The 26,468-nt window shown below is 58.4% G+C and carries 32 protein-coding genes; 18 read left to right on the top strand and 14 right to left on the bottom strand.

The genetic code is table 11. The features are described from left to right. Position 1: 1 nt before the first annotated feature. From pilV to BMX80_RS05025, 3 genes are all read right to left on the bottom strand, one after another. The gene (gene pilV, locus BMX80_RS05035) at positions 2-547 is read right to left on the bottom strand and encodes a type IV pilus modification protein PilV (RefSeq protein WP_074865866.1); all 546 of its coding nucleotides are present in this window, start codon (positions 545-547) and stop codon (positions 2-4) included. Beyond that, positions 538-1,014 (bottom strand): GspH/FimT family pseudopilin, encoded by a 477-nt coding sequence (locus tag BMX80_RS17920; RefSeq protein WP_074865863.1) that lies wholly within the window; start codon positions 1,012-1,014, stop codon positions 538-540. Before BMX80_RS17920 ends, pilV begins: the two co-directional genes overlap by 10 nt. Positions 1,015-1,114: 100 nt before the next feature. Then, positions 1,115-1,624 (bottom strand): GspH/FimT family pseudopilin, encoded by a 510-nt coding sequence (locus BMX80_RS05025; protein ID WP_074865860.1) that lies wholly within the window; start codon positions 1,622-1,624, stop codon positions 1,115-1,117. 49 nt (positions 1,625-1,673) lie between these two features. Here BMX80_RS05025 and BMX80_RS05020 point away from each other — a divergent pair, with 49 nt between their 5' ends. Further along, positions 1,674-2,762: an NAD(P)/FAD-dependent oxidoreductase gene (locus tag BMX80_RS05020; protein WP_074865857.1), complete on the top strand. Its 1,089-nt coding sequence runs from the start codon at positions 1,674-1,676 to the stop codon at positions 2,760-2,762. Here the strand turns inward: BMX80_RS05020 and BMX80_RS05015 are convergent. Beyond that, positions 2,757-3,626 (bottom strand): helix-turn-helix domain-containing protein, encoded by an 870-nt coding sequence (locus BMX80_RS05015; RefSeq protein ID WP_074865854.1) that lies wholly within the window; start codon positions 3,624-3,626, stop codon positions 2,757-2,759. The genes BMX80_RS05020 and BMX80_RS05015 overlap by 6 nt on opposite strands. 138 nt (positions 3,627-3,764) lie before the next feature. Between BMX80_RS05015 and BMX80_RS05010 the strand changes: the two genes are divergently transcribed. Next, entirely contained in the window at positions 3,765-4,667 is a 903-nt protein-coding gene (locus BMX80_RS05010; protein ID WP_074865852.1) for a DMT family transporter, read from the top strand. Here BMX80_RS05010 and BMX80_RS05005 read toward each other — a convergent pair. The 4 genes from BMX80_RS05005 to BMX80_RS04990 form a co-directional block, all read right to left on the bottom strand. Continuing rightward, positions 4,644-5,462: an SDR family oxidoreductase gene (locus BMX80_RS05005; protein WP_074865850.1), complete on the bottom strand. Its 819-nt coding sequence runs from the start codon at positions 5,460-5,462 to the stop codon at positions 4,644-4,646. The two genes, BMX80_RS05010 and BMX80_RS05005, sit on opposite strands and share 24 nt — an antisense overlap. Positions 5,463-5,572: 110 nt before the next feature. After that, positions 5,573-6,034, bottom strand: a complete 462-nt coding sequence (locus tag BMX80_RS05000; protein ID WP_074865847.1) for a hypothetical protein — start codon at positions 6,032-6,034, stop codon at positions 5,573-5,575. 1 nt (position 6,035) lies between these two features. Then, positions 6,036-6,815, bottom strand: coding sequence for a peroxide stress protein YaaA (gene yaaA, locus BMX80_RS04995; RefSeq protein WP_074865845.1), 780 nt, complete (start codon positions 6,813-6,815; stop codon positions 6,036-6,038). A gap of 56 nt (positions 6,816-6,871) precedes the next feature. After that, complete coding sequence (locus tag BMX80_RS04990; RefSeq protein ID WP_071871935.1) at positions 6,872-7,093, bottom strand: hypothetical protein; 222 nt, start codon at positions 7,091-7,093, stop codon at positions 6,872-6,874. Positions 7,094-7,282: 189 nt separating this feature from the next. Between BMX80_RS04990 and BMX80_RS04985 the strand changes: the two genes are divergently transcribed. Then, positions 7,283-7,978 (top strand): lipopolysaccharide kinase InaA family protein, encoded by a 696-nt coding sequence (locus BMX80_RS04985; protein ID WP_074865842.1) that lies wholly within the window; start codon positions 7,283-7,285, stop codon positions 7,976-7,978. Positions 7,979-8,236: 258 nt separating this feature from the next. Here BMX80_RS04985 and BMX80_RS04980 read toward each other — a convergent pair whose 3' ends face one another. Next, a complete protein-coding gene (locus BMX80_RS04980; protein ID WP_074865840.1) occupies positions 8,237-8,743 on the bottom strand; it encodes a L,D-transpeptidase family protein in 507 nt (168 codons plus the stop codon). Between the two features lie 13 nt (positions 8,744-8,756). After that, positions 8,757-9,311 carry an NUDIX hydrolase gene (locus BMX80_RS04975; protein WP_074865837.1) on the bottom strand — a complete coding sequence of 185 codons (555 nt, stop codon included), beginning with the start codon at positions 9,309-9,311 and terminating at the stop codon, positions 8,757-8,759. A gap of 129 nt (positions 9,312-9,440) precedes the next feature. Here BMX80_RS04975 and BMX80_RS04970 point away from each other — a divergent pair, with 129 nt between their 5' ends. The 5 genes from BMX80_RS04970 to BMX80_RS04950 are packed head-to-tail and all read left to right on the top strand — an operon-like array spanning position 9,441 to position 12,691. Then, positions 9,441-10,046: a CoA pyrophosphatase gene (locus BMX80_RS04970; RefSeq protein WP_071871931.1), complete on the top strand. Its 606-nt coding sequence runs from the start codon at positions 9,441-9,443 to the stop codon at positions 10,044-10,046. 5 nt (positions 10,047-10,051) lie between these two features. Further along, a complete protein-coding gene (locus BMX80_RS04965; RefSeq protein ID WP_071871930.1) occupies positions 10,052-10,573 on the top strand; it encodes a gamma carbonic anhydrase family protein in 522 nt (173 codons plus the stop codon). Beyond that, entirely contained in the window at positions 10,570-10,785 is a 216-nt protein-coding gene (locus BMX80_RS04960) for a DUF1289 domain-containing protein (protein ID WP_071871929.1), read from the top strand. Before BMX80_RS04965 ends, BMX80_RS04960 begins: the two co-directional genes overlap by 4 nt. Before the next feature lie 17 nt (positions 10,786-10,802). Further along, a complete protein-coding gene (gene purT, locus BMX80_RS04955) occupies positions 10,803-11,984 on the top strand; it encodes a formate-dependent phosphoribosylglycinamide formyltransferase (protein WP_074865835.1) in 1,182 nt (393 codons plus the stop codon). A 5-nt stretch (positions 11,985-11,989) separates the two neighbouring features. Beyond that, on the top strand, positions 11,990-12,691 hold the full coding sequence (locus BMX80_RS04950; RefSeq protein WP_074866125.1) for an SGNH/GDSL hydrolase family protein: 702 nt from the start codon (positions 11,990-11,992) through the stop codon (positions 12,689-12,691). On the opposite strand, the gene BMX80_RS04945 is transcribed toward BMX80_RS04950, so the two are convergent. Next, positions 12,681-13,967 (bottom strand): HlyC/CorC family transporter, encoded by a 1,287-nt coding sequence (locus tag BMX80_RS04945; RefSeq protein ID WP_139214023.1) that lies wholly within the window; start codon positions 13,965-13,967, stop codon positions 12,681-12,683. The two genes, BMX80_RS04950 and BMX80_RS04945, sit on opposite strands and share 11 nt — an antisense overlap. Positions 13,968-13,980: 13 nt before the next feature. Beyond that, positions 13,981-14,781, bottom strand: a complete 801-nt coding sequence (locus BMX80_RS04940; protein WP_071871926.1) for a cytochrome C assembly family protein — start codon at positions 14,779-14,781, stop codon at positions 13,981-13,983. 149 nt (positions 14,782-14,930) lie between these two features. On the opposite strand from BMX80_RS04940, the gene ffh reads away from it, so the two are divergent. The 6 genes from ffh (at position 14,931) to BMX80_RS04910 (ending at position 18,950) form a co-directional block, all read left to right on the top strand. Then, positions 14,931-16,304: a signal recognition particle protein gene (gene ffh, locus BMX80_RS04935; RefSeq protein ID WP_074865829.1), complete on the top strand. Its 1,374-nt coding sequence runs from the start codon at positions 14,931-14,933 to the stop codon at positions 16,302-16,304. A gap of 144 nt (positions 16,305-16,448) precedes the next feature. Next, the gene (gene rpsP, locus BMX80_RS04930; protein WP_071871924.1) at positions 16,449-16,700 is read left to right on the top strand and encodes a 30S ribosomal protein S16; all 252 of its coding nucleotides are present in this window, start codon (positions 16,449-16,451) and stop codon (positions 16,698-16,700) included. Between the two features lie 5 nt (positions 16,701-16,705). Then, positions 16,706-17,245: a ribosome maturation factor RimM gene (gene rimM / locus BMX80_RS04925; RefSeq protein WP_074865827.1), complete on the top strand. Its 540-nt coding sequence runs from the start codon at positions 16,706-16,708 to the stop codon at positions 17,243-17,245. Positions 17,246-17,250: 5 nt separating this feature from the next. Further along, a complete protein-coding gene (trmD, locus tag BMX80_RS04920) occupies positions 17,251-17,994 on the top strand; it encodes a tRNA (guanosine(37)-N1)-methyltransferase TrmD (RefSeq protein WP_074865824.1) in 744 nt (247 codons plus the stop codon). Positions 17,995-18,039: 45 nt separating this feature from the next. Next, positions 18,040-18,390, top strand: coding sequence for a 50S ribosomal protein L19 (rplS, locus tag BMX80_RS04915; RefSeq protein WP_071871921.1), 351 nt, complete (start codon positions 18,040-18,042; stop codon positions 18,388-18,390). Positions 18,391-18,515: 125 nt separating this feature from the next. Continuing rightward, positions 18,516-18,950, top strand: a complete 435-nt coding sequence (locus tag BMX80_RS04910) for an acyl-CoA thioesterase (RefSeq protein ID WP_074865821.1) — start codon at positions 18,516-18,518, stop codon at positions 18,948-18,950. Here the strand turns inward: BMX80_RS04910 and BMX80_RS04905 are convergent, their stop codons facing one another. Then, on the bottom strand, positions 18,951-19,622 hold the full coding sequence (locus BMX80_RS04905; RefSeq protein ID WP_071871919.1) for a hypothetical protein: 672 nt from the start codon (positions 19,620-19,622) through the stop codon (positions 18,951-18,953). A 109-nt stretch (positions 19,623-19,731) separates the two neighbouring features. Next, a complete protein-coding gene (locus tag BMX80_RS04900) occupies positions 19,732-21,672 on the bottom strand; it encodes a cation:proton antiporter (protein WP_074865819.1) in 1,941 nt (646 codons plus the stop codon). Positions 21,673-21,741: 69 nt separating this feature from the next. Between BMX80_RS04900 and xerD the strand changes: the two genes are divergently transcribed. From xerD to thrC, 4 genes are all read left to right on the top strand, one after another. Next, positions 21,742-22,638, top strand: a complete 897-nt coding sequence (gene xerD / locus BMX80_RS04895; RefSeq protein ID WP_235821609.1) for a site-specific tyrosine recombinase XerD — start codon at positions 21,742-21,744, stop codon at positions 22,636-22,638. A gap of 91 nt (positions 22,639-22,729) precedes the next feature. Next, positions 22,730-23,476: a DsbC family protein gene (locus tag BMX80_RS04890; protein WP_074865814.1), complete on the top strand. Its 747-nt coding sequence runs from the start codon at positions 22,730-22,732 to the stop codon at positions 23,474-23,476. 63 nt (positions 23,477-23,539) lie between these two features. After that, positions 23,540-24,844, top strand: a complete 1,305-nt coding sequence (locus BMX80_RS04885) for a homoserine dehydrogenase (RefSeq protein ID WP_074865811.1) — start codon at positions 23,540-23,542, stop codon at positions 24,842-24,844. 51 nt (positions 24,845-24,895) lie between these two features. Next, a complete protein-coding gene (thrC, locus tag BMX80_RS04880) occupies positions 24,896-26,302 on the top strand; it encodes a threonine synthase (RefSeq protein ID WP_074865808.1) in 1,407 nt (468 codons plus the stop codon). Positions 26,303-26,468 lie beyond the last annotated feature (166 nt).

Genomic DNA, 26,468 nt, shown 5'->3' with positions numbered 1-26,468 from the left:
TTTATAACTCTACGTTCAGGCTGAAGCTTTTAGTAACGTCTCGATCGTTATCTAGATCGTTAGCGGCTCTGGCGCCGTTAATAGACTCTTGCCACTCAATGGTTATGGTGTATTGGTTGGTGTTGGCTTTAGTAATGACAAAGGTGCTGCCTGCAATTGCGGGGCGGTAATCATCGCCGTCAACGCCGACGCCGTTAATGTCGATGAAGTTTTCCGTCCACTCGCGTAGGTCTTGGGCACGCTGGGCGGCGTTGCTGCAGGTAGAGCTACCAAAGCAGTTAGGCGAACTGGGAGGCGAGTCATTAGCTTTTAGGCTCATGGTGTAGTCGCTACCTGCGGCGTTCTCTACGGCTACCGTTCTATTCATGCGCATTCTTTCAGCTAAGTCGTAGGCCAATAAGCTGGCTTGAGTACGCTGAGAGGCATTTTGGTTGGACTTCATGCTGAGCAGCATTAATGAGGCGGTACCTAGTAAGCCAACAGCAAGAATTAACAGGGCAACCAGTACCTCGATTAACGTAAAGCCTCGAGTGTTTTTTAGGGGCATACGATTACTCCACTACGGGCTTGGCCTGAACCATTGACATTAATTTGCCGGTCGCCAATGCCGGGCAATGCGCAGACAGTCACGCTAGCTGCGCTTGCGGTGCCGTCAGCGTTAAATGTCAGCTCTGTGGCTCCGCCTGCATCAAGTGTGATGGTGTTTTCTGACGTGATGATTGAGGTGCTTCTCAGTACATTCGCGTTTTGCAGCACGATGATGGCTTGATTCCAGTTTGTATCGCCAGCGCATGTTGCGCCGTTGGTAGAGGAGCATACGGTCACAGTTTGTTTGTTGGTTACAGCCTCACTGCGCGCATATTGCATAAGCGCTAAAAGCCGATTCGTGTCTGTAGCTACGTCAGACCGCTGAGTCATCTGTGTTAGGGCGGGCAGACCCCAAGCCGCTAAGAAGCCGATAATGGCGATCACGACCATTAGTTCGATTAGTGTAAATCCTGCTGTTTTGTTCATGGTGGAACTCATCCATTGCGCATGGATGTAGCATACGAAAGCTTCAGGAGAAGTACTGAGCACCTGTCGACAGGCGAGCAACAAGGCCGATGAAGGGTTGTCAGCACTTGTTAGGGCTACGTTTTTCGAGTCGAGGCCTGCCGGCTAGGTTCACAATAATCGCGCGCTGAGAGCTTTTTTCATGGCAGTCGGTGAGCGTGCCGTTTAAGGCGGCAGTCATGCCGTCCGCCTTGTAGGTGAGGTGGTGACGCTTGCGAAAGCTCTTCCAGGTCCAGCTGTTGCCGTTGCCGATGTTCTTGGCAAGTAAGATTTTGTCATCACCATCAACCAAACCATTTTGGTTGCTGTCTGTGAATATGATGATTTGGTTTTTCCAGTCGCGTGTTGTCAGGCACTGGGTTGTGCCAGAGCAAATTGACACTGGCTTTTTTTGGCTGACAGCTTCGAAGCGGGCGGTATTCAGGATGCCCAGCATGGCATTGCTAGCGGTGGCGAGTTGATTGTTGCGATAGAAGGTTGTGATGCCATTGAGGGCGGGTGGTAAAAGCATGCATAACAGTGTTGCCGTTAGAGCAGTATCTAATAAGGTGTAGCCTTGCTCTTGTCGCATTGTTCAGCTTCCTTGCTGTTTGGTCATAAGAAGGTAGTCGAGTTTTTCTATGCCGGATTTTCTTTGTGTTGGCGGCGGGGTCATCGGGGCCCTTTCTTTGCGTGCCTTAGGGCAGGGCACTCTTCTGGAGCGTGGAGCGTTCTGTCGTGAGGCCTCGTGGGCTGGTGGTGGGATTGTTTCGCCGTTGTATCCGTGGCGGTATTCGCCAGCGGTGACGGCCTTGGCGCTGTGGTCACAGGATTTTTATCCGCAGTTGGCCGACAGCCTGCACGGGCAGACCGGTATTGATCCCGAAGTGACCCGCACCGGTTTGTATTGGCTGGATTTGCCCAACGAAGAGCGTGCCTTGGCGTGGGCTAAGGCGCACGGGCGGGAGATGTTGCAAGTCAGCGCTACCGATGTGCGGGCTCAGGTGCCAGCGCTGGGTCAGCAGTTTCAGCGTGCGCTGTGGATGCCATCGGTGGCGAATGTGCGTAACCCCCGCTTGGGGCAGGCGCTGGAGGCGACGCTTAGGGCTAATCCGCAGGTGGAGCTTCGCGAACATTGTGCGGTGCAGCGCTTAGAGGTGCGCGATGGGCGTGTGCAGGGCGTGCATACGCACGAAGGTTTTCTGCCTGCCGAGCAAGTGGTGTTGTGCGCGGGAGCTTGGACGGCGGAGCTACTCAAGCCGCTGGGCTTGGCTTTGCCAGTAGAGCCGGTTAAGGGGCAGATGCTGCTTTATAAGAAAGAGCCCGGTTGGCTAAAGAGCATGGTGCTGGCCGAGGGGCGTTATGCCATTCCACGTCGCGACGGCCACATTCTGTTTGGCAGCACGCTGGAATATGAAGGCTTCGACAAAACCCCGACGCAGTTAGCGCAGGATGACTTAAAAGCCAGTGTGGCGTCGTTGTTGCCAGCGTTAGCCGAACAAGCCCCGGTTGGGCATTGGGCGGGCCTGCGGCCCGGCTCGCCGGACGGTATTCCATTTATCGGTAAGGTGCCGGGTGTTGAGGGGTTGTGGCTTAACTGCGGGCATTTCCGCAATGGCTTGGTGATGGCGCCGGCTAGCTGTCAGTTGTTGGCCGATTTGATGCTCGGCCGCGAGCCGATTATCGACCCCGCGCCCTACGATCCAGCCTTGCGCTTGCAGGCTCTATAAGCCGCCGCGAATTTGCTGCGCCGTCAGTTGGTAGTGCTGACGAAGATGACGGCGCAGGTGGCGGGCATCGGCGAAGCCGCATTGACTGGCGATCAGCTCGATATCCTGCGTGCTGCGTTGCAACAGGCTAAAGGCGCGCTGGGTGCGGCGCTGCATCACCCACGCATGGGGTGTTTGGCCAAAGCTGTGACGGAACATGCGATTGAAGTGATAGGGCGAGAGGTTAGCCACGCGGGCTAAATCGTCGAGGGTTAGGCTTTGCTCTAGATGTGCCTCGATGAACTCGCGCAGGCGATTGCGCACATGCGGGCTCAGGCCGCCACGGTATTCGCGCACAGAGCGTTGGCTGTGGTGGGTCAGTAGGCGGTCAACAATGCGTTGGCTAACGCTGGTGCATAGCAGGCTATCGGCGTTGTTTGGACTGGCTAACGCGAGTAATCGGCAGTCGTGGCTGAGCTGTTGGTCTTCATAAAAAGTGGCGGCGCTGAGCTGTATTTCGCGTGGCTCGCGATCGAGCAGCCATAGGCTGTCACGGGTCAGGCGTTTGGGGCTGATATACAGGTGGGCGAACTCCAGCGGCCCATTCACCACCCAGGCAGAGTGATGCTCGGCGGGCAGCAGGCACAGCTTGCCCGGCGCGCCACGCAGACTGGGTTGGTCGCGGCGATAGGTTTGCCAGCCACCGGCCAAATAGCACGACAAGGTGTGGTGCTCGGGGCGCTCATACTGCGTGCTGTCATGTTGGTTGCGCCACAGCGCTAGCTCCAGTCCGCTGCCTAAAGGGCGGCGGTGCAGGAGCTGCGCGCGCGATTGGCTTAGGCTGCTAAAGACGCTGCTGGCTGTGGGCGGGGTGTTTGGCGGCATGTCGGCTCATCTCGTCAGAAACCCAAGCCTGACACAGCCACGCTGTGTTGTGCAGGCGGCAGCGATGAAAAGCGCAATTTCAGCCCCTCAAGGTTAGAGCAAAGCGTGCCACGCTGAAGGCTCGTTGAGGAGGGAGCTATGACTGCCGGGCTTTATTTGTTGACCGTCGCCATCTGGGGCACCACGTGGATCGCCTTGAAGTGGCAGCTGGGCGAAGTGGCGCCGTTGGCGTCGATTGCCTATCGCTTTGCCTTGGCGGCGCTGGTGTTGTTTGTCGGGCTGTGGCTGAGCGGTAAGTTACAGCGGCTGCGTTGGAGCGACCAGCGCTGGTGCATGGTGCAGGGCTTGTGTTTGTTCTGTCTGAATTTTCTCTGCTTTTATACCGCTACGCAGTGGATTGCCAGTGGGCTGGTCGCGGTGATCTTTTCCACCGCCAGTGTGTGGAATGCCTTGGCGGCTAAGGTGGTGCACGGTCGGCCGTTATCCAGCCGCGTGCTCTTGGCCGGCGCCTTGGGCGTGGCTGGCTTGGCGCTCTTGCTCGCGCCGCAGTGGCAGGCCAGCAGCTTTACTGCGCAGAGTGCCTTAGGCGTACTGTTGGCGTGTTTGGGCACGCTGTGTTTTTCGGTGGGGAATTTGGTCTCGGCGCACCAGCAAGCCAATGGCATTCGACCACTGACCAGTAATGCCTGGGGAATGCTGTATGGCGCGGTGCTGCTGGTGCTGATCGGTCTGCTGGCGCAGGTGCCGTTTACGCTGGAGTGGACGCCGCGTTACCTAGGTGCACTCTTCTACTTGGCGATTCCCGGTTCGGTGATTGGTTTTACCGCCTACTTAACCTTGGTGGGGCGTTTGGGGCCGGAGCGCGCGGCTTATTGCACGGTGCTCTTCCCGGTAGTGGCGTTGAATATATCGGCGTGGCTAGAGGGCTACAGTTGGACGCTGTGGGGCGGCTTAGGCTTGCTCTTAGTGCTGGCGGGCAACTTGTGTATGTTTGCCCGCTGGCCAGCCGCGTTGCGCTTACAAACCAAAGCGCCGGCGTAGCAGTGCATCCAACACGCGCCGCGGCAGCCACTGCGCGAGCAGCGGCAGGCTGCGGCTACCGTAGCCAGCACGGACAATTGCCGGCGTGTCACTGCGCTGGCTGGCGCGTAGCACTCGTTGCGCCAGCACTGCGGCCGGCGTGGGCTTGTCTTGCGAGGCATTGGCGCGGGCGCGAATGCCGTCGCGAAACGGCCACCACGGCGACTGCTCGCTGATCAATTGCTCAGCACCTTGCGAGCTGCTGGCGCCGAAGTCGGAGGCGATTGCCCCGGGCTGCACTTCCAGCACCCGTACGCCGAGCGGTGCCAGCTCCAGGCGCAGCGCATCCGAAAGTGCATGCACGGCGGCCTTAGATGCACAGTAGGCGCCGGCAAACGGCGTGGTGAGATAGCCCGACACGCTGCCGATGTTGATCACTAAGCCTTGGCTTTGCCGCAGTAGCGGCAGGCAGGCGCGGGCCAGCTGCACCGGTGCCACGCAGTTGACCAAGAATTGTTGCTGGAGGCGCTCGTGGGGCAAGTCCAGCAGCGGTCCCATCACGCCGATACCAGCGTTGTTGATCAGCACGTCTAAGCGCCCCTCGAAGGTGGCAACGCGCTCGGCTAGAGCGGGGAAGTCCTCTGGCTTTTGCATGTCGAGCAAAAAAGGCCGGGCGCCGAGTGCTTGCAGCGGCGCCTGATCGGCTTCTTTGCGAACCCCTGCCCAGACTCTGTAACCGGCTTTAAGAAAAGCCTGGCTCAGCGCTAGGCCAATGCCGCTGGAGCAGCCGGTGATCAGGGCAACAGGGGTTCGCATAGAGCATCCTTGGCGGGTGAAAAGACGCCCAACCGTGCGGCTAGCCTTGCTGGCTGTCAAGTTGTGGGCGGTTTGATCAGTACGTTGAATAGCGCTTGTCGATGTGTGCTTTACGGTGCGAAGTGCGCTTGTAAGCGGATACCGGTATAGCTCAAGGCCGCCGGATTAACTCCATCGCGCAGGCGCGGCAGCGGTAGGCAGTGCTGCCAATGCTCATTCGGGGCGAGCCCCTGATCGACACGGAAATTGCCCCGTGCCAAGCGTTCGCTGACCAGCTCAATGCCTTGGCCGGGAAGTTCGGCGCTGATCTGCCAGGTGAGTGCCAGCAGGGTGTGCTCGCTGCGGTTGTGCAGGTTGGCGCGCAGCGGGGTTTCATGTGGGCAGTTGGCATCCCACTGCAAAGTTAGCGCGAGCTGTGCAACACGCTGCTGGTCGCGGTGGTCTTGCCAGAGCACTAGGGCGCCGACCAGTAGCAGGCCGGTCAGGGCAACCAGCGATACCGGCAGCGCTTTGGCCGGGTAGCGCAACAGCAAGATCAGCCATGTCAGCGCCAGCAGCGCACCGAACCACATCTCAGCTCTCCGCTGTGTCGCGCAGAAACACCAGCTTGTCGGTGCTGGAGTGTTCGTCGCTGTAGGCGTAGCCCTGGGTATTAAAGGCTTTGAGTTGTTCGGGCTGGGTGATGCGTTGTTCGATCACAAAACGGGCCATCAGACCGCGGGCTTTTTTCGCGTAGAAACTGATGATCTTGTACTGGCCGTTTTTCAGATCGCGGAACTCCACATCGATGATGCGTGCGTTCAGGGCGTTTTTTTTCACCGCGCTGAAGTATTCGTTAGAGGCGAGATTAAGCAGGATGTCATCGCCCTGCGCCGCGAGGGCTTGATTTAGCCATTGGCTGATTTGCTTGCCCCAAAAGGCGTACAAGTCTTTGCCTTTGGGGTTGGCCAGCTTAGTGCCCATTTCCAAACGGTAGGCCTGCATTAAATCCAGCGGGCGCAGCACGCCATATAGGCCGGACAGAATGCGCAGGTGTTGTTGGGCGAAGTCGAGGTCATCCTCGCTGAGGCTCGCCGCATCGAGACCGGTGTACACATCGCCGTTAAACGCCAAGACGGCTTGCTTGGCATTGGCGGGAGTGAAGGGCTGCGACCACTCGGCATAACGCACGGCGTTCAGGCTGGCGAGTTTGTCTGAGAGCTTCATCAGCTCGGCGATGTCTTGCGGGGCTAAGTCGCGCAGCAGGTTGATCAGGTTTTGCGCGTGCTCTAAATGTTCGGGCTGGGTAAAGCGCTCGGTGTGTGGCGCGCTGGTGTAATCCAGATTTTTCGCGGGGGATAAAACCATCAACATAACAAGACTCCTTTGCTGGCTCTGATCATACCAGCGTGAAGGCTTGTCACCAGCGCTTAGCGGTTCTGTACGCCCGGGCCTTGGCTTAAGGCGAATAACAGCAGCAGGCCTTGGTCGTTGGGCAGTGCGCTGTGTTGGCTAAGGCGTGCGCTGGGCGGCAATAGGCAGTAACCGAGTTTGGCTTGTGGGTCTATGGGCTGTGGCCATGCCCACAACACGGCGGACAGCAACATGCCGCTGCATAGGGTGCCTAAACCTAGAGTTGTTTCTCGCTTCATGCTCCAACTCCTTGAAAGTGTTGGTGAATGCATTCTCACTCTAGTCCTTGTTGTCGAGCCTGGCGGGGTTTCCGACCAGCGGTAGTGCGAGCGCTGTCTGAGCTGCTAATGGTCGTAGAGGGCGTGCAATTCTGGCGCAGCGGGGTTAAGGTCCTGTGACAAGAAAAAAGCTAAATAGAAGAAGTGCTTATGGGGATTGCATTGTTGCAAAGACGCCAAGGCGACGAGTTCGCTGCTTGGTGGCGTAAAGATGGCGAATGGGTTGAAGAGCCCAATCAGCGTCGCGATGGCTTAAGTGGGGTGATTCGCCACCGCGCCCGCGACGGCGTGCTGCTGTATATCAAGCGCCAAGACGGGCACACCTTCCGTAGTCTGCGCTACCCGTTAGGTCGGCCCACCACGCTGCGTGAGTGCCACGCCTTGCAGGCGTTGGAAACCGCCGGGGTGCATGTGCCGCATGTGCGTTACTTCGGCATGCAGCATGAGGGGCATTGGCAGGCGGTGATGGCTACCGAAGCCCTGCCGGAAGGTTTCATCAGTCTTGAAGATCTCTACCAACAAACAGAACCGCTCGCCGAGCCAGTGCGGGTGGCAGTGCTTGGTGCATTGGCGAAAATGCTCGCCCGTATGCACCAGGCTCGTTGGCAGCATGCCGGGCTGTACGACAAGCATTTGTTTGTGCGTATCAGCGGCGATGCGACCAGTCCTCAGGTGGATGCCGCAACCTTGGATTTAGAGCGCGCGCGTCATCGTTTAACGGCAAGCCAAGCCGCCCGACATGATTTGCGTCAGCTCAAGCGGCGCATTGCGCAGTGGAATGATGCCGATTGGGCGATCTTCCTGCCAGCTTATGAGAAGGCTTTTGGTCGCGCTGTAGCGTTTTAAGTGCTGCGTTGCAGAAAAAAAAGGCCTCGTTGCAGGCTGTGTGAAAACGTCGCGAGCGCAGGCTAGGCAAGGCAAAAACAGGCGAAAAAGCGCAGTTTACGAGTGGTAAATACTCCGCACATCCTGTGCTCCGCCCTGCGGGCCAGCTAAAGCTGTTCAATCCCGCTCCTGCGGGTTTGTGAGCATTTTGAGCCTGTTTTTAACGCCGCATAGCCAAGTGCAGTAGTTTTCACACAGTCTGGTTGGAGGCCTTTTGTTTTAAGGGCGGATTTCGATCAGCGTGCCGTCTTTTACCCGTGACCAAATATCGCGCATGTCGTCGTTTTTCAGCGCGATGCAGCCTTCGGTCCAGTCGAGCGTGTGGAAGTACCACTCCGGGTATTCATCATCCAGCGGCGTGCCGTGCAGCATGATCATGCCGCCGGCCGGTACGCCGAGCTTCTGCGCGCGCGCGCGGTCGCGGCTGTTGGGGTAGGAGATATGCATCGACAGGTTGAACTTGTCGCTGGTCTTGCGCCAATCGATCCAATAAAAGCCTTCCGGGGTGCGCATGTCGCCTTCGCGCACTTTGGCGCCTTTGGGCTGCTTGCCCAGCGATACGCGGTAGCTTTTGATCACCTTGCCGCGATGCATTAAGTGCAAGCGACGTTCACTTTTTTCTACCAGTACTTTATCGATGATTGGCTCGCTGCTGGCCTGTGCGGCGAAGGGCGTGCAAAACAGTACAGCGACAACAGCACACAGCAAAGACAACCAGCGACGCATAGAAAGACTCGTGTTAAGCAGTGGGAGAAGGTTTTTGCCAGCGGGTGATGGCTTCATTACGCACCGGAAACACCCGGTGCTTACGGTCGGCGAAGAAGCATTCTAAAGTGCGGCCAATGGTCGGGAAAGCCAGTTCCGACCAGGGAATTTCATGTTCGTGAAATAAGCGCACTTCGAGGCTCTCTTCGCCAATGCCAAACGCGCCCTCATGCAGCTCGGCGCGGAAGAACATGTACACCTGATGGATATGCGGCAGGTCAAACAGGGTGTACAGCTCCAGTGCGCGCACTTGTGCGCAGGCTTCTTCCCAGGTTTCGCGGGCAGCGGCCTCGGCGAGGGTTTCACCGTTTTCCATAAAGCCTGCGGGTAGCGTCCAGTAGCCGCGGCGCGGCTCAATGGCGCGTTTGCAGAGTAAAACCTGCTCGCCATGCACCGGCAGGCAGCCAGCAATAATCCGCGGATTTTGATAGTGAATGGCCTGACATTGGTCGCACACAAAGCGCGGTCGATTATCCCCCGACGGTATGCGCTGGTTCACGCTGGCGCCGCAATGGCTGCAGAACTTCATGGGGTTTCCTGAGCTTGTGATGGTTATTGGCATGTTTGCCGTAGAAATCGCCCGTCTGCAAGCCTTGCGGTTGGCTTGGGCTTGCTCGGCAACCATGCCATCATGGTTGCCACACTTAAGGACCCTTGCATGCTTGAGCATCTGCGCCAAACCTTACAGACGCTTGAACCCCGGCGTATCGACCTGCCGCATCTGCCGGAGGCCGCCGTGCTGGTGCCGATTACCCGCGCGCCAGAGCCCACGCTGATTCTTACCCAACGGGCCAGCACCTTAACCACGCACAGCGGCGAAGTGGCTTTTCCTGGTGGTCGCCGCGACCCCGAAGACGACAGTTTAATCGCCACCGCGCTGCGCGAAAGCCATGAAGAAATCGGCTTGGAGTTCGAGCATGTCGATGTGCTCGGGCCAATGGGCGCGCTGGTATCGCGCTTCGGTTTGCGCGTCACGCCGATTGTCGGCCTAGTTCCAGCCAATCTTGAGTTGCGCCCCAGCGAAGCTGAGATTGCCCATGTCTTTGAAGTGCCGCTGCACTTTTTTAAAGACGACCCGCGCGAACTCACCCATCGTATCGATTACTTAGGGCAAAGCTGGTACGTGCCCAGTTATACCTTTGACGGCTTCCGCATCTGGGGGCTGACCGCGATCATGATCGCTGAACTGACTAACCTGCTGTACGGCGGGCGGATTGACTTAACCCAACCGCCGCCGGCGCACGACATCATTCATTTAAGGTGACCGCTATGAAATACCGCCTAGGCCAATCGGCTGTGGAATGCCATCCCGAGAGCTGGATTGCGCCCAGCGCCGATGTGATCGGCAAGGTCAAGCTCGAGGAAGGCGCTAGCGTGTGGTTCAACGTCACCCTGCGTGGCGATAACGAGTTGATCCACATCGGCAAACATAGCAACGTGCAAGACGGCAGCGTGATGCATACCGATATGGGTTATCCGCTGACCTTGGGGCAGGGCGTCACCGTCGGCCATAAAGCCATGCTGCACGGCTGCACTGTGGGTGACTTCAGCTTGGTGGGCATCAATGCGGTGATTTTGAACGGTGCGCGCATTGGCAAGTACTGCATCATCGGCGCCAATACCTTGATTCCTGAGGGTAAAGAAATTCCCGATGGCTCGTTAGTGGTTGGCTCGCCCGGCCGCGTGGTGCGTGAGCTTAGCGAGCCACAAAAGAAAATGCTCGAAGCCAGCGCCGCACATTACGTGCATAACGCCAAGCGTTACGCCAAAGAGCTGGCGGTGGATGAATGAGTGTGTTGTCCGCCCTGTCGGCGCCCAAGTCGCCCTGCGTGTCGGTGTGTGCGTTGGATGATGACAACATCTGCATCGGCTGCCAGCGCAGCGGCGAAGAAATTTCCCGCTGGGGGCGCATGAGCGCCGATGAAAAACGTGCCGTGCTCAAGCGCTGTCATGAGCGTACGCAGGCGCGCGGCCAATACCTGGCAAACCCCTCCGCTTCATAAGTTAACAAGGACATCACATGCCCACTCTGGGAACTCCGCTGTCGCCCACGGCGACCCGTGTTTTGCTGCTTGGCTCTGGTGAGCTGGGTAAAGAAGTGGTGATTGAGCTACAGCGTTTGGGTGTCGAGGTGGTTGCGGTCGATCGCTACGCCAATGCCCCGGCCATGCAGGTGGCGCATCGCGCCCATGTGGTCAACATGCTTGATGGCGCCGAGCTGCGTCGGGTGATTGAGCAAGAGCGCCCGCATTACATAGTGCCGGAGATCGAGGCCATCGCCACCTCGACCCTGCAAGAGCTAGAAACCGAAGGCTTTACCGTGGTGCCGACGGCGCGCGCTGCGCGTTTAACCATGGACCGCGAAGGCATTCGCCGCCTCTCCGCCGAAGAGCTAGGCCTGCCGACCTCGCCGTACCGCTTTGCCGATACGCAAGCGGAGTATCAGGCAGCGGTCGAGGCGATTGGCTTTCCGTGCGTGGTCAAACCGGTGATGAGCTCCTCGGGCAAAGGCCAGAGCGTGCTGAAAGGTGCGGACGATGTGCAAGCCGCGTGGGAGTACGCCCAAGCGGGCGGTCGTGCTGGGCAGGGGCGGGTGATTGTCGAAGGCTTTGTCGATTTCGAGTACGAAATCACCTTACTCACTGTGCGCCACATTAATGGCACCAGCTTCTGTGCGCCGGTCGGTCATCGTCAGGTGGGCGGCGACTACCACGAGTCGTGGCAGCCGCAGGTGATGTCGCCGCAAGCACTGGCCGAAGCGCAGCGCATTGCTGAACAGGTGACCGAAGCCCTCGGCGGGCGTGGTCTGTTTGGTGTGGAGCTGTTCGTCAAGGGCGATCAGGTGTGGTTCAGCGAAGTGTCGCCGCGCCCGCACGATACCGGCATGGTCACGCTGATCTCGCAGGACTTATCCGAGTTCGCCCTGCATGCGCGGGCGATTCTGGGCTTGCCGATTCCGGCGATTCGCCAGTTTGGCCCGGCGGCCTCGGCGGTGATTTTGGTCGATGGCCACTCGCAGCAGGTCAGCTTTGGCAACCTAGCCGCCGCGCTCAGTGTGCCGGATACCGCGCTGCGCTTGTTTGGTAAGCCCGAGGTGGCCGGCCAGCGCCGCATGGGCGTGGCGCTGGCGCTGGGTGACACTCAGGATGAGGCACGCAGCAAAGCCCGCGCAGCCGCCGCGGCGGTTAAGGTCACGCTGTGACGTGGCTGTGGTGGTCGGCGCTGCTGGCCAGTTTACCCATCGCCTTGCCGCAAGCGCTGTGGACGAAGAAAACCGCGCTGCGTCTGCCCGAGGCCGCTGGCCCGCAAAGTGGCGTGGCTGGCTCGGAGTTGTCTGGCGAGCCGCTGCGCCTGCTGGTGCTCGGTGAATCGCCCGTCGCGGGTGTCGGCGTTAGCTCGCAGCAAGAGGCCATCACCGGCCAGCTGGCGCTGGCGCTCAGTGCCCGCATGCAGCGCCCGGTGGCGTGGCAAGCCATCGGTGAAAACGGCATTACCGCTCGCGAAGCTGCTGAGCGGCTCTTGCCGCAGGTGCAGGGTGAATTCGAACAGATTTGCTTGGTGTTTGGGGTGAACGACACCACCCACTTCAGCTCGCTCAAACAGTGGCAGCAAGGTATGGACGTGCTGATCAGTACCTTGCAGGTGCGCAGTCATCAGCCGCTGTGGGTGACGGCCGTGCCGCCGCTGCAGCATTTCTCGGCGCTGCCGTGGTTATTACGCGAGTTGTTGGGCTGGCGGGCGCGCTTGTTGGATCAGGCGCTCAAACGCTTGGCGGCGCGTCGTGATGCGCGCTATGCCAAGGTGCAAGTGGCGTTTGTCGGCGAGTATTTAGCCCGTGATGGCTACCACCCCTCGGCGCTGGGCGCACAGGTGTGGGCCCAGGCGTTGGTGCGCCAGCTTATTCCGTAGCGGCTTGCTTGGCGGGCGTGTTGCGCAGCTCCCACACGCGCACATTACGTACGCGGTTGTCGGCCACTTGCAGAATTTCCATGCAATACGGGCCAATGCGCAGGCACACGTTATTGTCGGGGATTTGCTCCAGCGCTTCGGTAATCAGACCGTTGAGGGTCTTGGGTCCGTCACTGGGCAGGTGCCAGCCAAGGCTCTTGTTCACATCGCGGATATTGGCGGCGCCATCGATCACTTGGGTGCCGTCTTCCTGCGGGTGAATGTCGGGGTTGCGCAGCGCGTCTTGGTTGCTGAACTCGCCGACAATTTCTTCCAGCAAATCTTCCAGGGTGACAATGCCGATCACGTCGCCGTACTCGTCCACCACAATGCCGATGCGGCGTTTTTGCTTTTGGAAGTTAAACAGCTGCGTCGACAGCGGCGTGCTTTCCGGCACGAAGTACGGCTCGTGACAGGCCGCCAGCAGCGACTCTTTATCTAGCTGATTGCGCGTTAACAGGCGCGCAATCTGGCGCATGTGGATGATGCCTTCGACTTGGTTGATGTCGCCGCGAAACACCGGCAGGCGCGTGTGCGTGGTGGTGCGCAGCTGAGTGATGATGCGGTCGAGGTCGTCGTTGAGGTCGATGCCGAATACTTCATTGCGCGGGATCATGATGTCGTTCACCGACACCTTTTCCAGGTCAAGAATGCCCAGCAGCATGCTTTGCCGGTTGGCCGGCAGCTCGTGGCCGGACTCATCCACCACTGTGCGCAGCTCTTCGGCGGACAGGCTGTCTTTGGCTTTGGCCTTAGTGTCGACGCCAAACAAGCGCAGCAGGCCGTTGCTCATAAAGTTAGCCAGCCACACCACCGGGTAGAGCACTTTCTGCAAGATGGTCAGCACAATCGAGGCCGGAAAGGCCACCGCTTCAGGGCGCAGTGCGGCAAGTGTCTTGGGGGTGATTTCACCAAAAATCAGTACAGCCACTGTGAGCATGGCGGTGGCAATGGCAATGCCGGCTTCGCCCCACAACTGCACGGCAATCACCGTAGAGATCGACGCCGCGAGAATGTTAACGATGTTATTGCCCACCAAAATGGTGCCGAGCATGCGGTCGGGGCGTTGCAGTAAAGCATGGGCGCGTTTGGCGCCGGCGTGGCCTTCGTTGGCCATGTGCTTTAAGCGATAGCGGTTTAGGCTGAGCATGCCGGTCTCAGAGCTTGAGAAGAAGGCAGACAGTAACAGCAGCAGAACCAGCAAGCCGATCTGCATGGCGGGGTGAAGTTCGTTCACCGTGGGTATGTCCTCAGAGGGGGAGAATAAATTCGCGCACCAGCTTGCTGCCAAAATAGGCCAGCATCAGCAAGGTGAAGCCCGCGAGCGTCAGGCGGATGGCTTTGCTGCCGCGCCAGCCCAGTTGATGGCGGCCCCACAGCAGCACGGCAAACACCAGCCAAGCCAGCAGTGAGAACACCGTTTTGTGGGCTAAGTGCTGGGCGAGTAAGTCATCAACGAACACCCAGCCAGAGGCCAGTGCGGCGCTGAGTAATAGCCAGCCGCACCAGAGCATGGCGAACAGCAGTTTTTCCATGGTCTGCAGCGGTGGGAAGTTACGGATCAGGCCCGAGGGGTGCTTGTTCTTCAGCTGGCGGTCCTGCACGAGTAGCAGTAATGACTGCAGCATGGCGATCGATAACAGGCCGTAGGCCATGATCGACAGCAAAATATGCAGCAGTAAACCGGCGTCTTCCTGTACCACTACCAACTTGCCGCCGGGAATAAACTGCGCGCTCAGTACCGCCAGCAAACCGATGGGGTAGAGCAGTACCAGTAGGTTTTCCAGCGGTTGAGTGACGCAGGTCACCACGCCCATCAGAATGATGCAGGCGGCGATCAATGAGGCGGCGTTAAAAAAGTCCAGTGCCAAGCCGTCTTGGCTAAGCAAGTGGCCCGGCAGGCTCAATAGGTGGGCAAACAGCGCCAGCATGCCTAAGCCAAGTAGCAGGCGTTTGTTAGGCGCCTGACGCGTGTGCAGGCGCTGCGCTTGATAGAGGCCAGCCAGCGCGTACAGCGCGGCGGCGGACAAACTGGGTAAGAGTGGTTGCATGGGTCCTTGTCTGCGGCATGCAAGAGCGGCGATTTTCGCATAGCCGGGGTTGTGGTGAAAGACTTGTGCCGTCTGGGCCTGACGCCTTGCCGGTGGCGTGGGTATAATGCGCGGCTTAAGTATTTGCTGTGATTGGCCAGGAACCCGCCATGTTCGAGAATTTGACCGACCGCCTTTCCCACACGCTACGCCATGTCACGGGGCAGGCCAAGCTGACGGAAGACAACATCAAGGACACCCTGCGCGAAGTGCGCATGGCCTTGCTGGAAGCCGACGTGGCTTTGCCGGTGGTGAAAGACTTCGTCGCGCGAATCAAAGAGCGTGCGGTCGGTACTGAGGTGTCTAAGAGTCTCACGCCCGGTCAGGCTTTCGTCAAAATCGTGCGTGGCGAGCTAGAAGCGCTGATGGGCGCGGCCAATGAAGACTTGGCGCTCAATGCCCAGCCGCCGGCGGTGATCTTGATGGCCGGCCTGCAAGGTGCCGGTAAAACCACCACGGTGGCCAAGCTGGCGCGCTTCTTAAAAGAGCGGAAGAAAAAGTCGGTGATGGTCGCCAGTGCGGACGTGTATCGCCCGGCGGCGATCAAGCAGTTGGAAACCTTGGCGGGCGAAGTGGGCGTGAGCTTCTTCCCCTCGACAGCGGAGCAAAAGCCGATCGCCATCGCCGAAGCGGCGATTAAAGAAGCCAAACTCAAATTTGCCGATGTCTTGATTCTCGATACCGCCGGTCGTCTGCATGTCGATGACGACATGATGGGCGAGATCAAAGCCCTGCATGCGGCCATTAAGCCTATCGAAACCCTGTTCGTGGTCGATGCCATGACCGGTCAGGACGCCGCCAATACTGCGCGTGCCTTTAATGAAGCGCTGCCGCTGACCGGTGTGGTGTTGACTAAGGTTGATGGCGATGCGCGCGGTGGTGCGGCGCTGTCGGTACGGCAAATCACCGGCAAGCCGATCAAATTCCTCGGTATGGGCGAGAAAACTGAAGCCCTTGAGCCGTTCCATCCCGATCGCGTTGCCTCGCGCATCTTGGGTATGGGTGATGTGCTCAGCCTGATCGAGCAAGCCGAACAAACGCTGGATCGCGAAAAAGCCGAAAAGCTCACCAAAAAGCTGAAGAAAGGCAAAGGCTTCGACTTGGAAGACTTCCGCGATCAGCTGCAACAAATGAAAAACATGGGCGGCCTCGGCTCGCTGATGGAAAAACTGCCGATGCTCGGCGGTGTAAATCTGTCGAAGATGGAAGGGGTGGAAGACACCGCGTCTAAACAGTTCAAGCAGATGGAGGCGATTATTAACTCCATGACCCCGGCAGAGCGCCGTAACCCCGACATTATCAGTGGCTCGCGTAAGCGCCGGATTGCGCTGGGCTCGGGCACGCAAGTGCAAGACATTGGTCGTCTGATCAAGCAGCACAAGCAAATGCAGAAAATGATGAAGAAGGTCACCGCCAAAGGCGGCATGGCCAAACTGATGCGCGGCATGGGCGGGATGTTTCCCGGCGGCATGCCGAAGCTGTAAAAACAGCCTTATGACCGGTTATCCGTCGGGCATAAAAAAGCTGTTTGCAAACTGTCGCAGATTCCTTAGAATGTGCGGCCTTTCGGGCCTGGGGCCCAGCGTATTCGTATTTTCGTGAAGCGCCGACTATAGGACCAAGTTCACATGGTAACCATTCGTCTTGCTCGTGGTGGCTCAAAGAAGCGTCCCTTCTACCACCTGACCGTAACCGACAGCCGTAACGCCCGTGATGGTCGTTTCGTTGAGCGTGTAGGTTTCTTCAATCCTGTTGCCTCTGGCGCTGAAGAGCGTCTGTCGGTCAACCAGGAGCGCGTTAGCTACTGGCTGAGCCAGGGCGCGCAGCCGTCTGAGCGTGTTGCTCAACTGCTGAAAGACGCTGCGAAAGCTGCTGCTTAAGCTGTATGGCCGCTACACCTGAACTGGCCGAGAAGCTGGTTGTTCTCGGCAAGATCACCACGGTGTACGGCGTCCAAGGTTGGGTAAAAGTTCACTCCTTTACCGAGCCGATGGACAACCTGTTGCAGTATCGTCAGTGGCGCTTGCGTCGCGATGGCGAAACTAGGCAGGTCGAGATAGTCAAAATACGCGTGCACAGCAACAGCATCGTGGCCCAAATTAAGGGCGTCGATGATCGTGAAGTGGCGCGCGAATTTGCAGGCTTTGAGATTCTCTTGCCTGCAGATCAGCTGCCAAAGTTGGCCGTCGATGAGTATTACTGGCATCAGCTGATTGGTCTGAAAGTGACCAATCAAGAAGGCCAGTTGCTCGGGCAGGTGCATAGCCTGCAAGAAACCGGCGCCAATGATGTCATGCTGGTCAAGCCCTGTGCTGGGAGCTTGGATGGTCGCGAGCGCATGCTGCCCTATCTGCCAGAACAGTTTGTGCTGAACATCGACTTGGCGGCCGGCGAAATGCTGGTCGACTGGGATGCGGATTTCTAAACGGCATGCACGTTTCGGTTATCACGCTATTTCCTGAGATGTTCGCTGCAATCAGTGAATACGGCATTACCAGCCGAGCGGTTAAGCAGGGCTTGTTAAGCCTCAACTGCGTTAACCCGCGACAGTTCACTGAAGATCGCCATCAAACCGTGGACGATCGCCCCTTCGGCGGCGGCCCCGGCATGGTGATGAAAATGCAGCCGCTGGAGCATGCCTTGGCTAGCGCCAAGCAGGTGGCCGGTGAGCAGGCTAAGGTGATTTATCTGTCGCCGCAGGGGCAACCCTTACAGCAGGCGGCGGTACGCGAGATGGCTAATGCAGAATCGTTGATTCTGATTGCTGGTCGCTATGAAGGGATTGATGAGCGTTTCATTGAAGCGCATGTCGATGAGGAATGGTCGATTGGCGATTACGTCCTGTCTGGCGGCGAGCTGCCAGCCATGGTGCTGATCGACGCGGTAACTCGCTTGCTCCCGGGTGCACTGGGGCATGTTGACTCCGCCGAGGAGGACTCGTTTACCGACGGTCTGCTCGACTGCCCGCACTACACCCGTCCCGAGGTGTACAACGGCAAACGTGTTCCTGAGGTGCTGCTTAGCGGCAATCATGAACATATCCGGCGCTGGCGCCTGATGCAGTCCTTGGGCCGCACAGCCGAACGCCGCGCTGATCTTCTGGATTGCCGCTCGCTTTCTGGAGAAGAGCAAAAGCTGTTGGATGAATACTTTCGCCAGCAGAACGATAGTTAACGTATCGATGGCCGGCACAACGAACGCCAGCCTTAGGAGCACAACATGACGAACAAAATCATTCAGCAGATCGAAGCTGAACAGATGACCAAAGAAATCCCTGCTTTTGCCCCGGGCGACACCATTGTCGTGCAGGTAAAAGTGAAGGAAGGCGACCGCGAGCGTCTGCAGGCTTACGAAGGCGTTGTTATCGCCAAGCGTAACCGCGGCCTGAACAGCGCGTTCACCGTACGTAAAATTTCTAGCGGTGTAGGCGTTGAGCGTACCTTCCAGACCTACAGCCCGCTGGTTGACAGCATTGCTGTTAAGCGTCGCGGCGATGTACGTCAGGCCAAGCTGTACTACCTGCGCGCGCTGTCCGGCAAGGCTGCCCGCATCAAGGAAAAACTGGCCTAAGTTTCTGGCTGGTAGAAAAAAGCAGCTTCGGCTGCTTTTTTTGTGTCTGCAATTTGCTCGTCCTGCGTGTCATACAACAAGCCCAATAGCGGTACGCATAAGAGTGTTTGGCTTGGAGTAAAGCTATGTCCTCACGCGAGGAAGAAATCCAGCGCCGCACGGCGCAATCGGTAACACGCGTCACTAAGGCGGTATTTCCGCCGACCACCAATCATCACAACACCTTGTTCGGCGGTACTGCGCTGGCGTGGATGGATGAAGTGTCGTTTATCGCCGCCACGCGCTTCTGTCGCTTGCCGCTGGTGACGGTATCCAGTGATCGCATTGATTTTAAACATGCGATACCGGCCGGCTCGATCGTCGAGCTCGTAGGCACTGTGGTGCAGGTGGGCAATACCAGCTTAAAAGTATCGGTCGATGTGTATGTGGAGAACATGTACGACGAGTGCCGCGAGCACGCCATCAGCGGCGTGTTTAGCTTTGTCGCGATTGATGAGCAGAAGCGCCCGATCCCTGTGCTGCCAGAGGCTGCGGTTGAGGTGAGCGCGGGCGCGGCGTGATTAGCGCAGGCTGATTTTCAGGCTGGCCTGCGACAGGTCGATGTCATGTAGGCTCAGCGAGCCAAAGCTTTGGCTGACATCGGCGCCTTTCACGCGGATGTTGTCGAAGCGCATCTCGCCAATCGAGCTCGGCAAGCGCACGTTGATCGAGCCATCGGCATTGAGGGTGGAGGTCAGCTGGCGGGTGTCGTACTGCACATCGCGCAGGGTGGTTTCGGCGTCTAGGGCGTCCAGTGCAGGCATCACTAGTTTGCTGAGCTGTTGGATAACGCCGACGCCATCGCCGCTTTCCGCGCTCAAAAACAGCCCTTGCAGGGCGGTGTCGAGGCCTTGGGCGCTGACATCGCCCAGCTCCTCATCACTCATTGGCACTAGGCCTTTGCCAATCTGTTGGCTGTAGCTGTGTGTTGGCAGGCGCTGGATGTCGGCGCTGGCCATCTGAAAGGGGGCCAGCAAAGCCGCCACCATAGTGGCTGCCAAGCGCAGATTGGACTGCTTGCGCAGGGCTTTTTTCAGCTGTGCTTCGCTGAGCAGGCCTTGGGCGATGAGCTGTTCACCGAGGCGCAGGCCGCTGCCGCGCTGGGCGTGAATGGCGGCTTCGAGCTGAACCGGGGTGATGAGTTTGCGGGCCAGCAGGAGCTGGCCAAGACGAGAATTCTGATGCGCGCTCATGACTGCGTTTCCGATGGCGGTGGCATGTGAGTAAAGCATGTGGCCAGCAGTGGCGTATTGCTACCCAACCAAGGATAGGGTGGCGGCCCTATCCCGGTTAGGCAAGCCCTTAGGCGCTGGGGATGTTACTGCTGGCAACAACTTCGCTTTTGTTGCTCTCGTTGTCTGCCTTGGCTTCTTCTTTCGCTTCTTTGATGGCCGCTTTGGCTTCTTTAGCCTCTTTGGCCTCTTTCGCTTTGGCTACTTTAGCTTCGCTGTCGTTATCCAGCAGGCTAAGTAACGTCCAGCCGGCGCTGGGTTGCAGCATGTGGCCTTCGTGCAGCACGTGTAGCCAGCCTTTGGTGTCGCGGGCAAACAACACGGTGGCTTTGCTGCCGTGTTTATCCAGATATTCTTGCCAGCCAAAGTTCTCGGTTAGCGTTGTGGTTTTGAACTCGGCACCGTGCGACAGGCGGCTGGCCATTTTCGGGAAGGTCATCTCGGCATCGCCAAAGATGCGGCCGCGGTGTTCGTCGCTGGCGCGGTGTTTTTCACTGCGGCGGGTTTCTTGCCCGGTCATCACTGAGAAGGTGTTTTCCGGGCCAAAGTCGTGGCGAAAGCGCATGGTCGACAGCACGTTAATTTCGGCAATTGGCGACAGAGCGATCAGGCGGCCAATGCCGACTAAATCCATGTTTTCGTCGGCGTGCTGCGACATCGGGTTGCCGAAGTAGGTGGTCAAACCGGCCATGCGCGAGGCGCGGATATTTTCCCAGCTGGAGTCGGTCAATAGCACCCGATAGCCCATGCTTTGCAGGGCTTTGGCGATACCGCGGGCCACGCTGTTAGCGCCGATAAACAGGTAGCCGCTGGGCGTCGGTTCGGCCACTTTTAATAGGTGCGCCAGTGGGCGTGAGGTGGCGCTTTGCAGCACTACTGTGCCGATGATGACCAAGAAGGTCATCGGTACCAGCAGGCCGGCGCCGGCGTAGCCTTGCTCTTGCAGACGTAAGGCAAAGATCGCCGAAACCGCTGCAGCGACGATGCCGCGCGGGGCAATCCAAGACAGCAAGGCGCGCTCGCGCCAGTTGAGGTTGGAGCCATACGTCGACACAGCAATCGACAGTGGGCGGGCAATGAATTGCACTACCAAGAGCAAAATCAGTGCGCCGGGGCCGAGGGCGGTGAGTTGCTGCAGGTCCAGCCGTGCGGCGAGCATGATGAACAACACCGAGATCAGCAGCACGCTGAGGCTTTCTTTGAAGTGCAGGATATGCCGCACATCAACGCCGCGCATGTTGGCTAACCACATGCCCATCACCGTCACGGTGAGCAGGCCAGACTCGTGAATTACCAGGTTGGAGACAATAAACGCCACCAAGACGGTGGACAGGGCGGCGAGGTTATGCAGGTATTCCGGCAGCCAGTGGCGGCGCAGAATAATCCCCAGCAACCAGCCGCAGAAGGCGCCAAAGGCAGTGCCGCCGACGATCACCGCGCCGAAAATCAACAGGCTTTGGCTGAGGCCGTTGCCTTGGCTGCTGGCTAGAATGTATTCGTACACCACCACCGCCAGCAGGGCGCCGATGGGGTCGATGACAATCCCTTCCCAGCGCAGAATATTCGCCACTGCAGCTTTGGGGCGCACCACGCGCAGCATTGGCATGATCACGGTGGGGCCGGTCACCAATGTCAGGGTGCCGAACAGTAGGGCGATTTCCCAAGTGAAGTTAAGGAAATAGTGCGCCGTTACGGCAATCACAATGCCGGTGACTAGGGCGCCGACGGTGACGAGGCGCTGGACTACCGTACCGATCTCTTTGAATTCGTCAAAACGTAAGGTCAGGCTGCCTTCAAACAAGATGATGGCCACTGACAAAGAAACCATCGGGAAGAGCAAGTCGCCGAACACGGCTTGCGGGTCGAGCAGCCCAGTGACCGGGCCGGCGACGATGCCGGTTAATAGTAAGAACAAAATGGCTGGCAACTTCACTCGCCATGCCAGCCACTGACACAGCATGGCGCCGGCAGCGATACCGGCAATGGCCAGCACGATCTGATGCTCTTCCATGTACACTCCTCTTCTCGTTCTTCTAGGCGAGCCTAGCAGGCTAATCATTGCTCGGGCTCGCGGTGGCTCATTACTACCATGTCCCATCCTTGGATTTCACGTTTTCTCGAAGCGCAGTGGCTTGAGAAAGGCTTATCCCTCAATACCCGCGAAGCCTATGGCCGTGATTTAGCGCAGTTCGACGCGTGGTTGAGTCAGCAAGGTCACAGCCTCAACGAACTGGGGCGCGAGCAAGTGCTGGGTTATTTGGGCTGGCGTTTGCAACAGGGCTTTAAAGCGCGTTCGACAGCGCGTTTTTTGTCGTGCTTGCGCGGCTTTGCTGCCCATGCAGTGCGCGAAAACTGGTGGTTAGCTGATCCCACCTTAGATGTGGCTTTGCCTAAGCTCGGTCGGCCTTTGCCCAAGTCATTGAGTGAGGCCGATGTGGAGGCCTTGCTCGCGGCGCCGGATATCGACACCGCGCTGGGCTTACGTGATCGCTGCATGTTGGAGGTGCTGTACGCCTGTGGTCTGCGTGTTAGTGAGTTGGTGGGCTTGCAGCTTGAGCAGATCAATCTGCGCCAAGGCGTAGTGCGCGTGACCGGTAAGGGCAGCAAAGAGCGCCTCGTGCCGTTGGGCGAAGAGGCCTTGGATTGGCTGTTGCGTTATCTGCAAGCGGCGCGTGCCGAGTTGCTGGCGGGGCAGAGTAGTGCGGTGGTGTTCCCCAGTTTGCGTGGTCAGCAAATGACTCGGCAAACCTTCTGGCATCGGATTAAACAGCATGCGTTGGCGGCTGGGGTGAGTACCAGCTTGTCGCCGCATACGCTACGGCATGCCTTTGCCACCCACTTGCTCAATCACGGCGCTGACCTGCGTGTGGTGCAGTTGTTATTGGGCCACAGCGATTTATCCACCACCCAGATTTACACCCATATTGCTAAGGCGCGTTTGCAGAGTTTGCATGCTGAGCACCATCCGCGAGGGTAATGTGACAACTGGTCTTGCAACGGCCGCCCCAGGCTGCGCCAAGCGCTGTGCTCTGTGTTAGGCTAGCGCCACTTTGCGTCCGGAGAATCCCATGCGCTTGAAAATGATGGCCGCCGTGTTGGGCTTGGCCGTTGCATCGGCTGTGCAGGCCGATGTTGAACAGAACATTCGCCAGCAGCTCAAGGCTTCTGGCCTCGATTTACCCGTGGAAAGCGTGGCCGAGAGCCCGTTAGCTGGTATCTACCAAGTGCAGCTGAAAGGCGGGCGCATGTTGTATGCCTCGGCTGATGGTCAGTATGTGCTGCAGGGCTACTTGTTCCAGTTTAAAGATGGCAAGGCGACTAACCTCACCGAGCAAGCCGAGCAGCAAGGCATCGCTAAAGAGCTGGCTAAGGTTAAGGCGAGCGAGATGGTGGTGTTTGCCGCTAAAGACGAAAAAGCCCACATCAACGTGTTTACCGACACCGATTGTGGCTACTGCCGCAAACTGCACCAAGAAATCCCCGAGCTGAATCGTCAGGGCGTGAGCGTGCGTTACTTGGCGTTCCCGCGTCAGGGCGTGGGCTCGCACGGTTACAACACTATGGTGTCGGTGTGGTGCGCGAAAGATCGCCAAGACGCCATGAATAAAGCCAAAGGTGGCGATGACCTGCCGGCGGCACAATGCGATAACCCAGTGGCTAAACAGTACGAGCTGGGCCAGCTGATTGGGGTTAACGGCACGCCGGCCATTGTGCTGGCCGATGGTACTTTAGTGCCGGGCTACCAGCCGGCACCGCAACTGGCCAAAGCCGCGCTGCAAGCGCAGGCTGCCGCTGATAAATCGAAGAAACAGTGATTTTGTGTGATCAAGGAGCCGCCGTTTGTGCGGCTTCTTTATAAGTGATGAGGAGAGGGGCTCTTGAATCCGGTCAAAGTGGGCATCTGTGGGTTGGGGACCGTCGGCGGCGGTACCTTCAATGTGCTCAAACGTAACGCCGCTGAAATTGCACGCCGCGCGGGTCGTGGCATTGAAGTGGTGCAGATTGCCAGTCGCTCGGCTAAGCCACAGTACGACACAACCGGCGTGGCGCTGACCAGCGATCCCTTTGACGTGGTGAACAACCCCGAGATCGATATCGTTGTCGAGTTAATCGGCGGCTATGACCTGGCTCGCGAGCTGGTCATGCGCGCTATCGAGAACGGCAAGCACGTAGTCACCGCCAACAAGGCGCTGATCGCCGTGCACGGCAACGAAATTTTTGCCCATGCGCGGAGTAAGGGCGTGATGGTTGCCTTTGAAGCCTCGGTAGCCGGCGGCATTCCGGTGATCAAAGCGATTCGTGAAGGCCTGTCGGCTAACCGCATCAACTGGGTTGCAGGCATCATCAATGGCACCGGCAACTTTATCTTGAGCGAAATGCGCGAGAAGGGCCGCACCTTTGAAGACGTGCTGGCCGAAGCGCAAGCGCTGGGCTATGCCGAAGCCGACCCAACCTTCGACGTCGAAGGCATCGACGCCGCGCACAAGCTGACCATTCTGGCCTCGATTGCCTTTGGCATTCCGCTGCAGTTCGACAAGGCCTTTACCGAAGGCATCACTAAGCTGACCATCGCCGATGTGAACTACGCCGAGCAGTTGGGTTATCGCATCAAGCATTTGGGTGTGGCGCGCCGTACCGAGCAAGGTATCGAGCTGCGCGTGCACCCCACGCTGATTCCTGAAGAGCGCCTGATCGCCAACGTTAACGGTGTGATGAACGCGGTGATGGTCAATGGCGATGCTGTCGGCAGCACTCTGTATTACGGTGCTGGCGCAGGCCAAGAGCCGACCGCCTCCGCGGTGGTGGCTGATTTGGTCGATGTGGTGCGCGTGCTGACCAGCGATCCGCAGAACCGCGTGCCGCATTTGGCTTTCCAGCCGGATTCGCTGTCGGACCTGCCGATTCTGCCGATCAGCGATTGCGAGAGCGCGTACTACCTGCGCATTCAGGCCAAAGATCACCCCGGCGTGCTGGCCCAAGTGGCGAGCATTCTGTCGGCGCGCGGCATCAATATCGAATCCATCATGCAGAAAGAGGTCGAAGAACAAGACGGCCTCGTTCCCATGATCCTGCTGACCCACGAAGTCAAAGAGCAGAAAATCGACGATGCCATCACTGCGCTACAGCAGCTCAAAGACATCGTCGGCGAAGTGGTGCGTATTCGCGTCGAGTACTTGGGCTAATCCGTTATCGCGCCGCTTGCAGCGCAGGCGGCCTCAGCAAGGTTTTGAGTTATGCGTTACATCAGTACCCGCGGCAAAGCGCCCGCGCTGAACTTTGAAGATGTGTTGCTGGCGGGTCTGGCCAGCGATGGCGGCCTGTATGTGCCGGAAAATCTGCCGCGCTTTAGCGTGGAAGAGATCGCCTCGTGGGGCGGTCTGCCGTATCACGAGTTAGCCTTCCGCGTGATGCGCCCGTTTGTCGCCGGCAGCATCAGCGATGCCGACTTTAAACAGATTCTCGAAGCCACCTACGCCGGTTTCGCCCACAGCGCCGTGGCCCCGCTCAAGCAGCTGGATGCCAACGAGTGGGTGCTGGAACTGTTCCACGGCCCGACCTTGGCGTTTAAAGACTTCGCCCTGCAACTGCTCGGCCGCCTGCTCGATCACGTGCTGCAAAAGCGCGGCGAGCGCGTGGTGATTATGGGCGCCACCAGTGGCGACACCGGTTCGGCAGCGATTGAAGGCTGTAAGGCGTGCGATAACGTCGACATCTTCATCATGCACCCGCACAACCGCGTGTCGGCCGTGCAGCGTCGGCAGATGACCACCATCTTGGGCGATAACATCCACAACATCGCCATCGAAGGTAACTTCGATGACTGCCAAGAGATGGTCAAAGCTAGCTTTGCCGATCAAGGCTTCTTGAAGGGCACCCGTTTGGTCGCGGTGAACTCGATCAACTGGGCGCGCATCATGGCGCAGATCGTGTATTACTTTCATGCAGCGTTGCAGCTGGGTGGCCCAGCGCGTTCGATCGCCTTCTCGGTGCCCACCGGTAACTTTGGCGACATCTTTGCCGGCTACTTGGCGCGCAACATGGGCTTGCCGATCAGTCAGCTGATCGTCGCCACCAACCGCAACGACATTCTGCACCGCTTTATGTCGGGCAACCGTTACGACAAAGACACCCTGCACCCGTCGCTGTCGCCGTCGATGGACATCATGGTGTCGTCGAACTTCGAGCGCCTGCTGTTCGACCTGCACGGTCGCAATGGCTTGGCCGTGGCCGACTTGCTGGATGGCTTTAAAGCCAGCGGCAAACTGTCGGTGGAAGAAGACCGCTGGACAGAAGCGCGTAAGCTGTTCGACTCGCTGGCAGTCGACGACGAAGCGACCTGCGCCACCATCGCCGAGGTGTATAAAGCCACCGGCGAAGTGCTCGACCCGCACACCGCCATCGGCGTGCGCGCCGCCCGCGACTGCCGCCGCCACTTGGCCACGCCAATGGTGATTCTGGGCACCGCACACCCGGTGAAATTCCCCGAAGCGGTTGAGAAGGCTGGCGTCACTGCACCGCAGCTGCCAGTGCACTTAGCCGACCTGCACGAGCGCGAAGAGCGCTGCACCGTGCTGGCTAATGATCTGAAAGTGGTTCAGCAGTTCGTTAGTGCTCACGGTAATCGTGGTAAGCCGCTATAGAGTGGTGACAGAAAAGCCCGTAGTGATACGGGCTTTTTTATGGTGTGTAGCTTAAGAGGTGGCGGGTTACACATCGTTACTATCTAGGGGTGTTCGCTCTTACGGATTAGCGGCAAACTGGTGGCCCTAAAAATAGGGGGTTGCTGTGCTACGCCATTACCCGAGT

It is taken from the genome of Atopomonas hussainii, from assembly GCF_900109735.1.
GTDB lineage: Bacteria > Pseudomonadota > Gammaproteobacteria > Pseudomonadales > Pseudomonadaceae > Atopomonas > Atopomonas hussainii.
Note: the sequence above shows the minus strand (reverse complement) of the source record. Positions and strands in the feature narration are given on the sequence as shown.

What these genes read in the sequence shown, in the direction of transcription:
- pilV (WP_074865866.1), bottom strand. Translation starts at nt 547, where the DNA reads ATGCCCCTAAAAAACACTCGAGGCTTTACGTTAATCGAGGTACTGGTT.
- BMX80_RS17920 (WP_074865863.1), bottom strand. Translation starts at nt 1,014, where the DNA reads ATGAACAAAACAGCAGGATTTACACTAATCGAACTAATGGTCGTGATC.
- BMX80_RS05025 (WP_074865860.1), bottom strand. Translation starts at nt 1,624, where the DNA reads ATGCGACAAGAGCAAGGCTACACCTTATTAGATACTGCTCTAACGGCA.
- BMX80_RS05020 (WP_074865857.1), top strand. Translation starts at nt 1,674, where the DNA reads ATGCCGGATTTTCTTTGTGTTGGCGGCGGGGTCATCGGGGCCCTTTCT.
- BMX80_RS05015 (WP_074865854.1), bottom strand. Translation starts at nt 3,626, where the DNA reads ATGCCGCCAAACACCCCGCCCACAGCCAGCAGCGTCTTTAGCAGCCTA.
- BMX80_RS05010 (WP_074865852.1), top strand. Translation starts at nt 3,765, where the DNA reads ATGACTGCCGGGCTTTATTTGTTGACCGTCGCCATCTGGGGCACCACG.
- BMX80_RS05005 (WP_074865850.1), bottom strand. Translation starts at nt 5,462, where the DNA reads ATGCGAACCCCTGTTGCCCTGATCACCGGCTGCTCCAGCGGCATTGGC.
- BMX80_RS05000 (WP_074865847.1), bottom strand. Translation starts at nt 6,034, where the DNA reads ATGTGGTTCGGTGCGCTGCTGGCGCTGACATGGCTGATCTTGCTGTTG.
- yaaA (WP_074865845.1), bottom strand. Translation starts at nt 6,815, where the DNA reads ATGTTGATGGTTTTATCCCCCGCGAAAAATCTGGATTACACCAGCGCG.
- BMX80_RS04990 (WP_071871935.1), bottom strand. Translation starts at nt 7,093, where the DNA reads ATGAAGCGAGAAACAACTCTAGGTTTAGGCACCCTATGCAGCGGCATG.
- BMX80_RS04985 (WP_074865842.1), top strand. Translation starts at nt 7,283, where the DNA reads ATGGGGATTGCATTGTTGCAAAGACGCCAAGGCGACGAGTTCGCTGCT.
- BMX80_RS04980 (WP_074865840.1), bottom strand. Translation starts at nt 8,743, where the DNA reads ATGCGTCGCTGGTTGTCTTTGCTGTGTGCTGTTGTCGCTGTACTGTTT.
- BMX80_RS04975 (WP_074865837.1), bottom strand. Translation starts at nt 9,311, where the DNA reads ATGAAGTTCTGCAGCCATTGCGGCGCCAGCGTGAACCAGCGCATACCG.
- BMX80_RS04970 (WP_071871931.1), top strand. Translation starts at nt 9,441, where the DNA reads ATGCTTGAGCATCTGCGCCAAACCTTACAGACGCTTGAACCCCGGCGT.
- BMX80_RS04965 (WP_071871930.1), top strand. Translation starts at nt 10,052, where the DNA reads ATGAAATACCGCCTAGGCCAATCGGCTGTGGAATGCCATCCCGAGAGC.
- BMX80_RS04960 (WP_071871929.1), top strand. Translation starts at nt 10,570, where the DNA reads ATGAGTGTGTTGTCCGCCCTGTCGGCGCCCAAGTCGCCCTGCGTGTCG.
- purT (WP_074865835.1), top strand. Translation starts at nt 10,803, where the DNA reads ATGCCCACTCTGGGAACTCCGCTGTCGCCCACGGCGACCCGTGTTTTG.
- BMX80_RS04940 (WP_071871926.1), bottom strand. Translation starts at nt 14,781, where the DNA reads ATGCAACCACTCTTACCCAGTTTGTCCGCCGCCGCGCTGTACGCGCTG.
- ffh (WP_074865829.1), top strand. Translation starts at nt 14,931, where the DNA reads ATGTTCGAGAATTTGACCGACCGCCTTTCCCACACGCTACGCCATGTC.
- rpsP (WP_071871924.1), top strand. Translation starts at nt 16,449, where the DNA reads ATGGTAACCATTCGTCTTGCTCGTGGTGGCTCAAAGAAGCGTCCCTTC.
- rimM (WP_074865827.1), top strand. Translation starts at nt 16,706, where the DNA reads ATGGCCGCTACACCTGAACTGGCCGAGAAGCTGGTTGTTCTCGGCAAG.
- trmD (WP_074865824.1), top strand. Translation starts at nt 17,251, where the DNA reads ATGCACGTTTCGGTTATCACGCTATTTCCTGAGATGTTCGCTGCAATC.
- rplS (WP_071871921.1), top strand. Translation starts at nt 18,040, where the DNA reads ATGACGAACAAAATCATTCAGCAGATCGAAGCTGAACAGATGACCAAA.
- BMX80_RS04910 (WP_074865821.1), top strand. Translation starts at nt 18,516, where the DNA reads ATGTCCTCACGCGAGGAAGAAATCCAGCGCCGCACGGCGCAATCGGTA.
- BMX80_RS04905 (WP_071871919.1), bottom strand. Translation starts at nt 19,622, where the DNA reads ATGAGCGCGCATCAGAATTCTCGTCTTGGCCAGCTCCTGCTGGCCCGC.
- BMX80_RS04900 (WP_074865819.1), bottom strand. Translation starts at nt 21,672, where the DNA reads ATGGAAGAGCATCAGATCGTGCTGGCCATTGCCGGTATCGCTGCCGGC.
- BMX80_RS04890 (WP_074865814.1), top strand. Translation starts at nt 22,730, where the DNA reads ATGCGCTTGAAAATGATGGCCGCCGTGTTGGGCTTGGCCGTTGCATCG.
- thrC (WP_074865808.1), top strand. Translation starts at nt 24,896, where the DNA reads ATGCGTTACATCAGTACCCGCGGCAAAGCGCCCGCGCTGAACTTTGAA.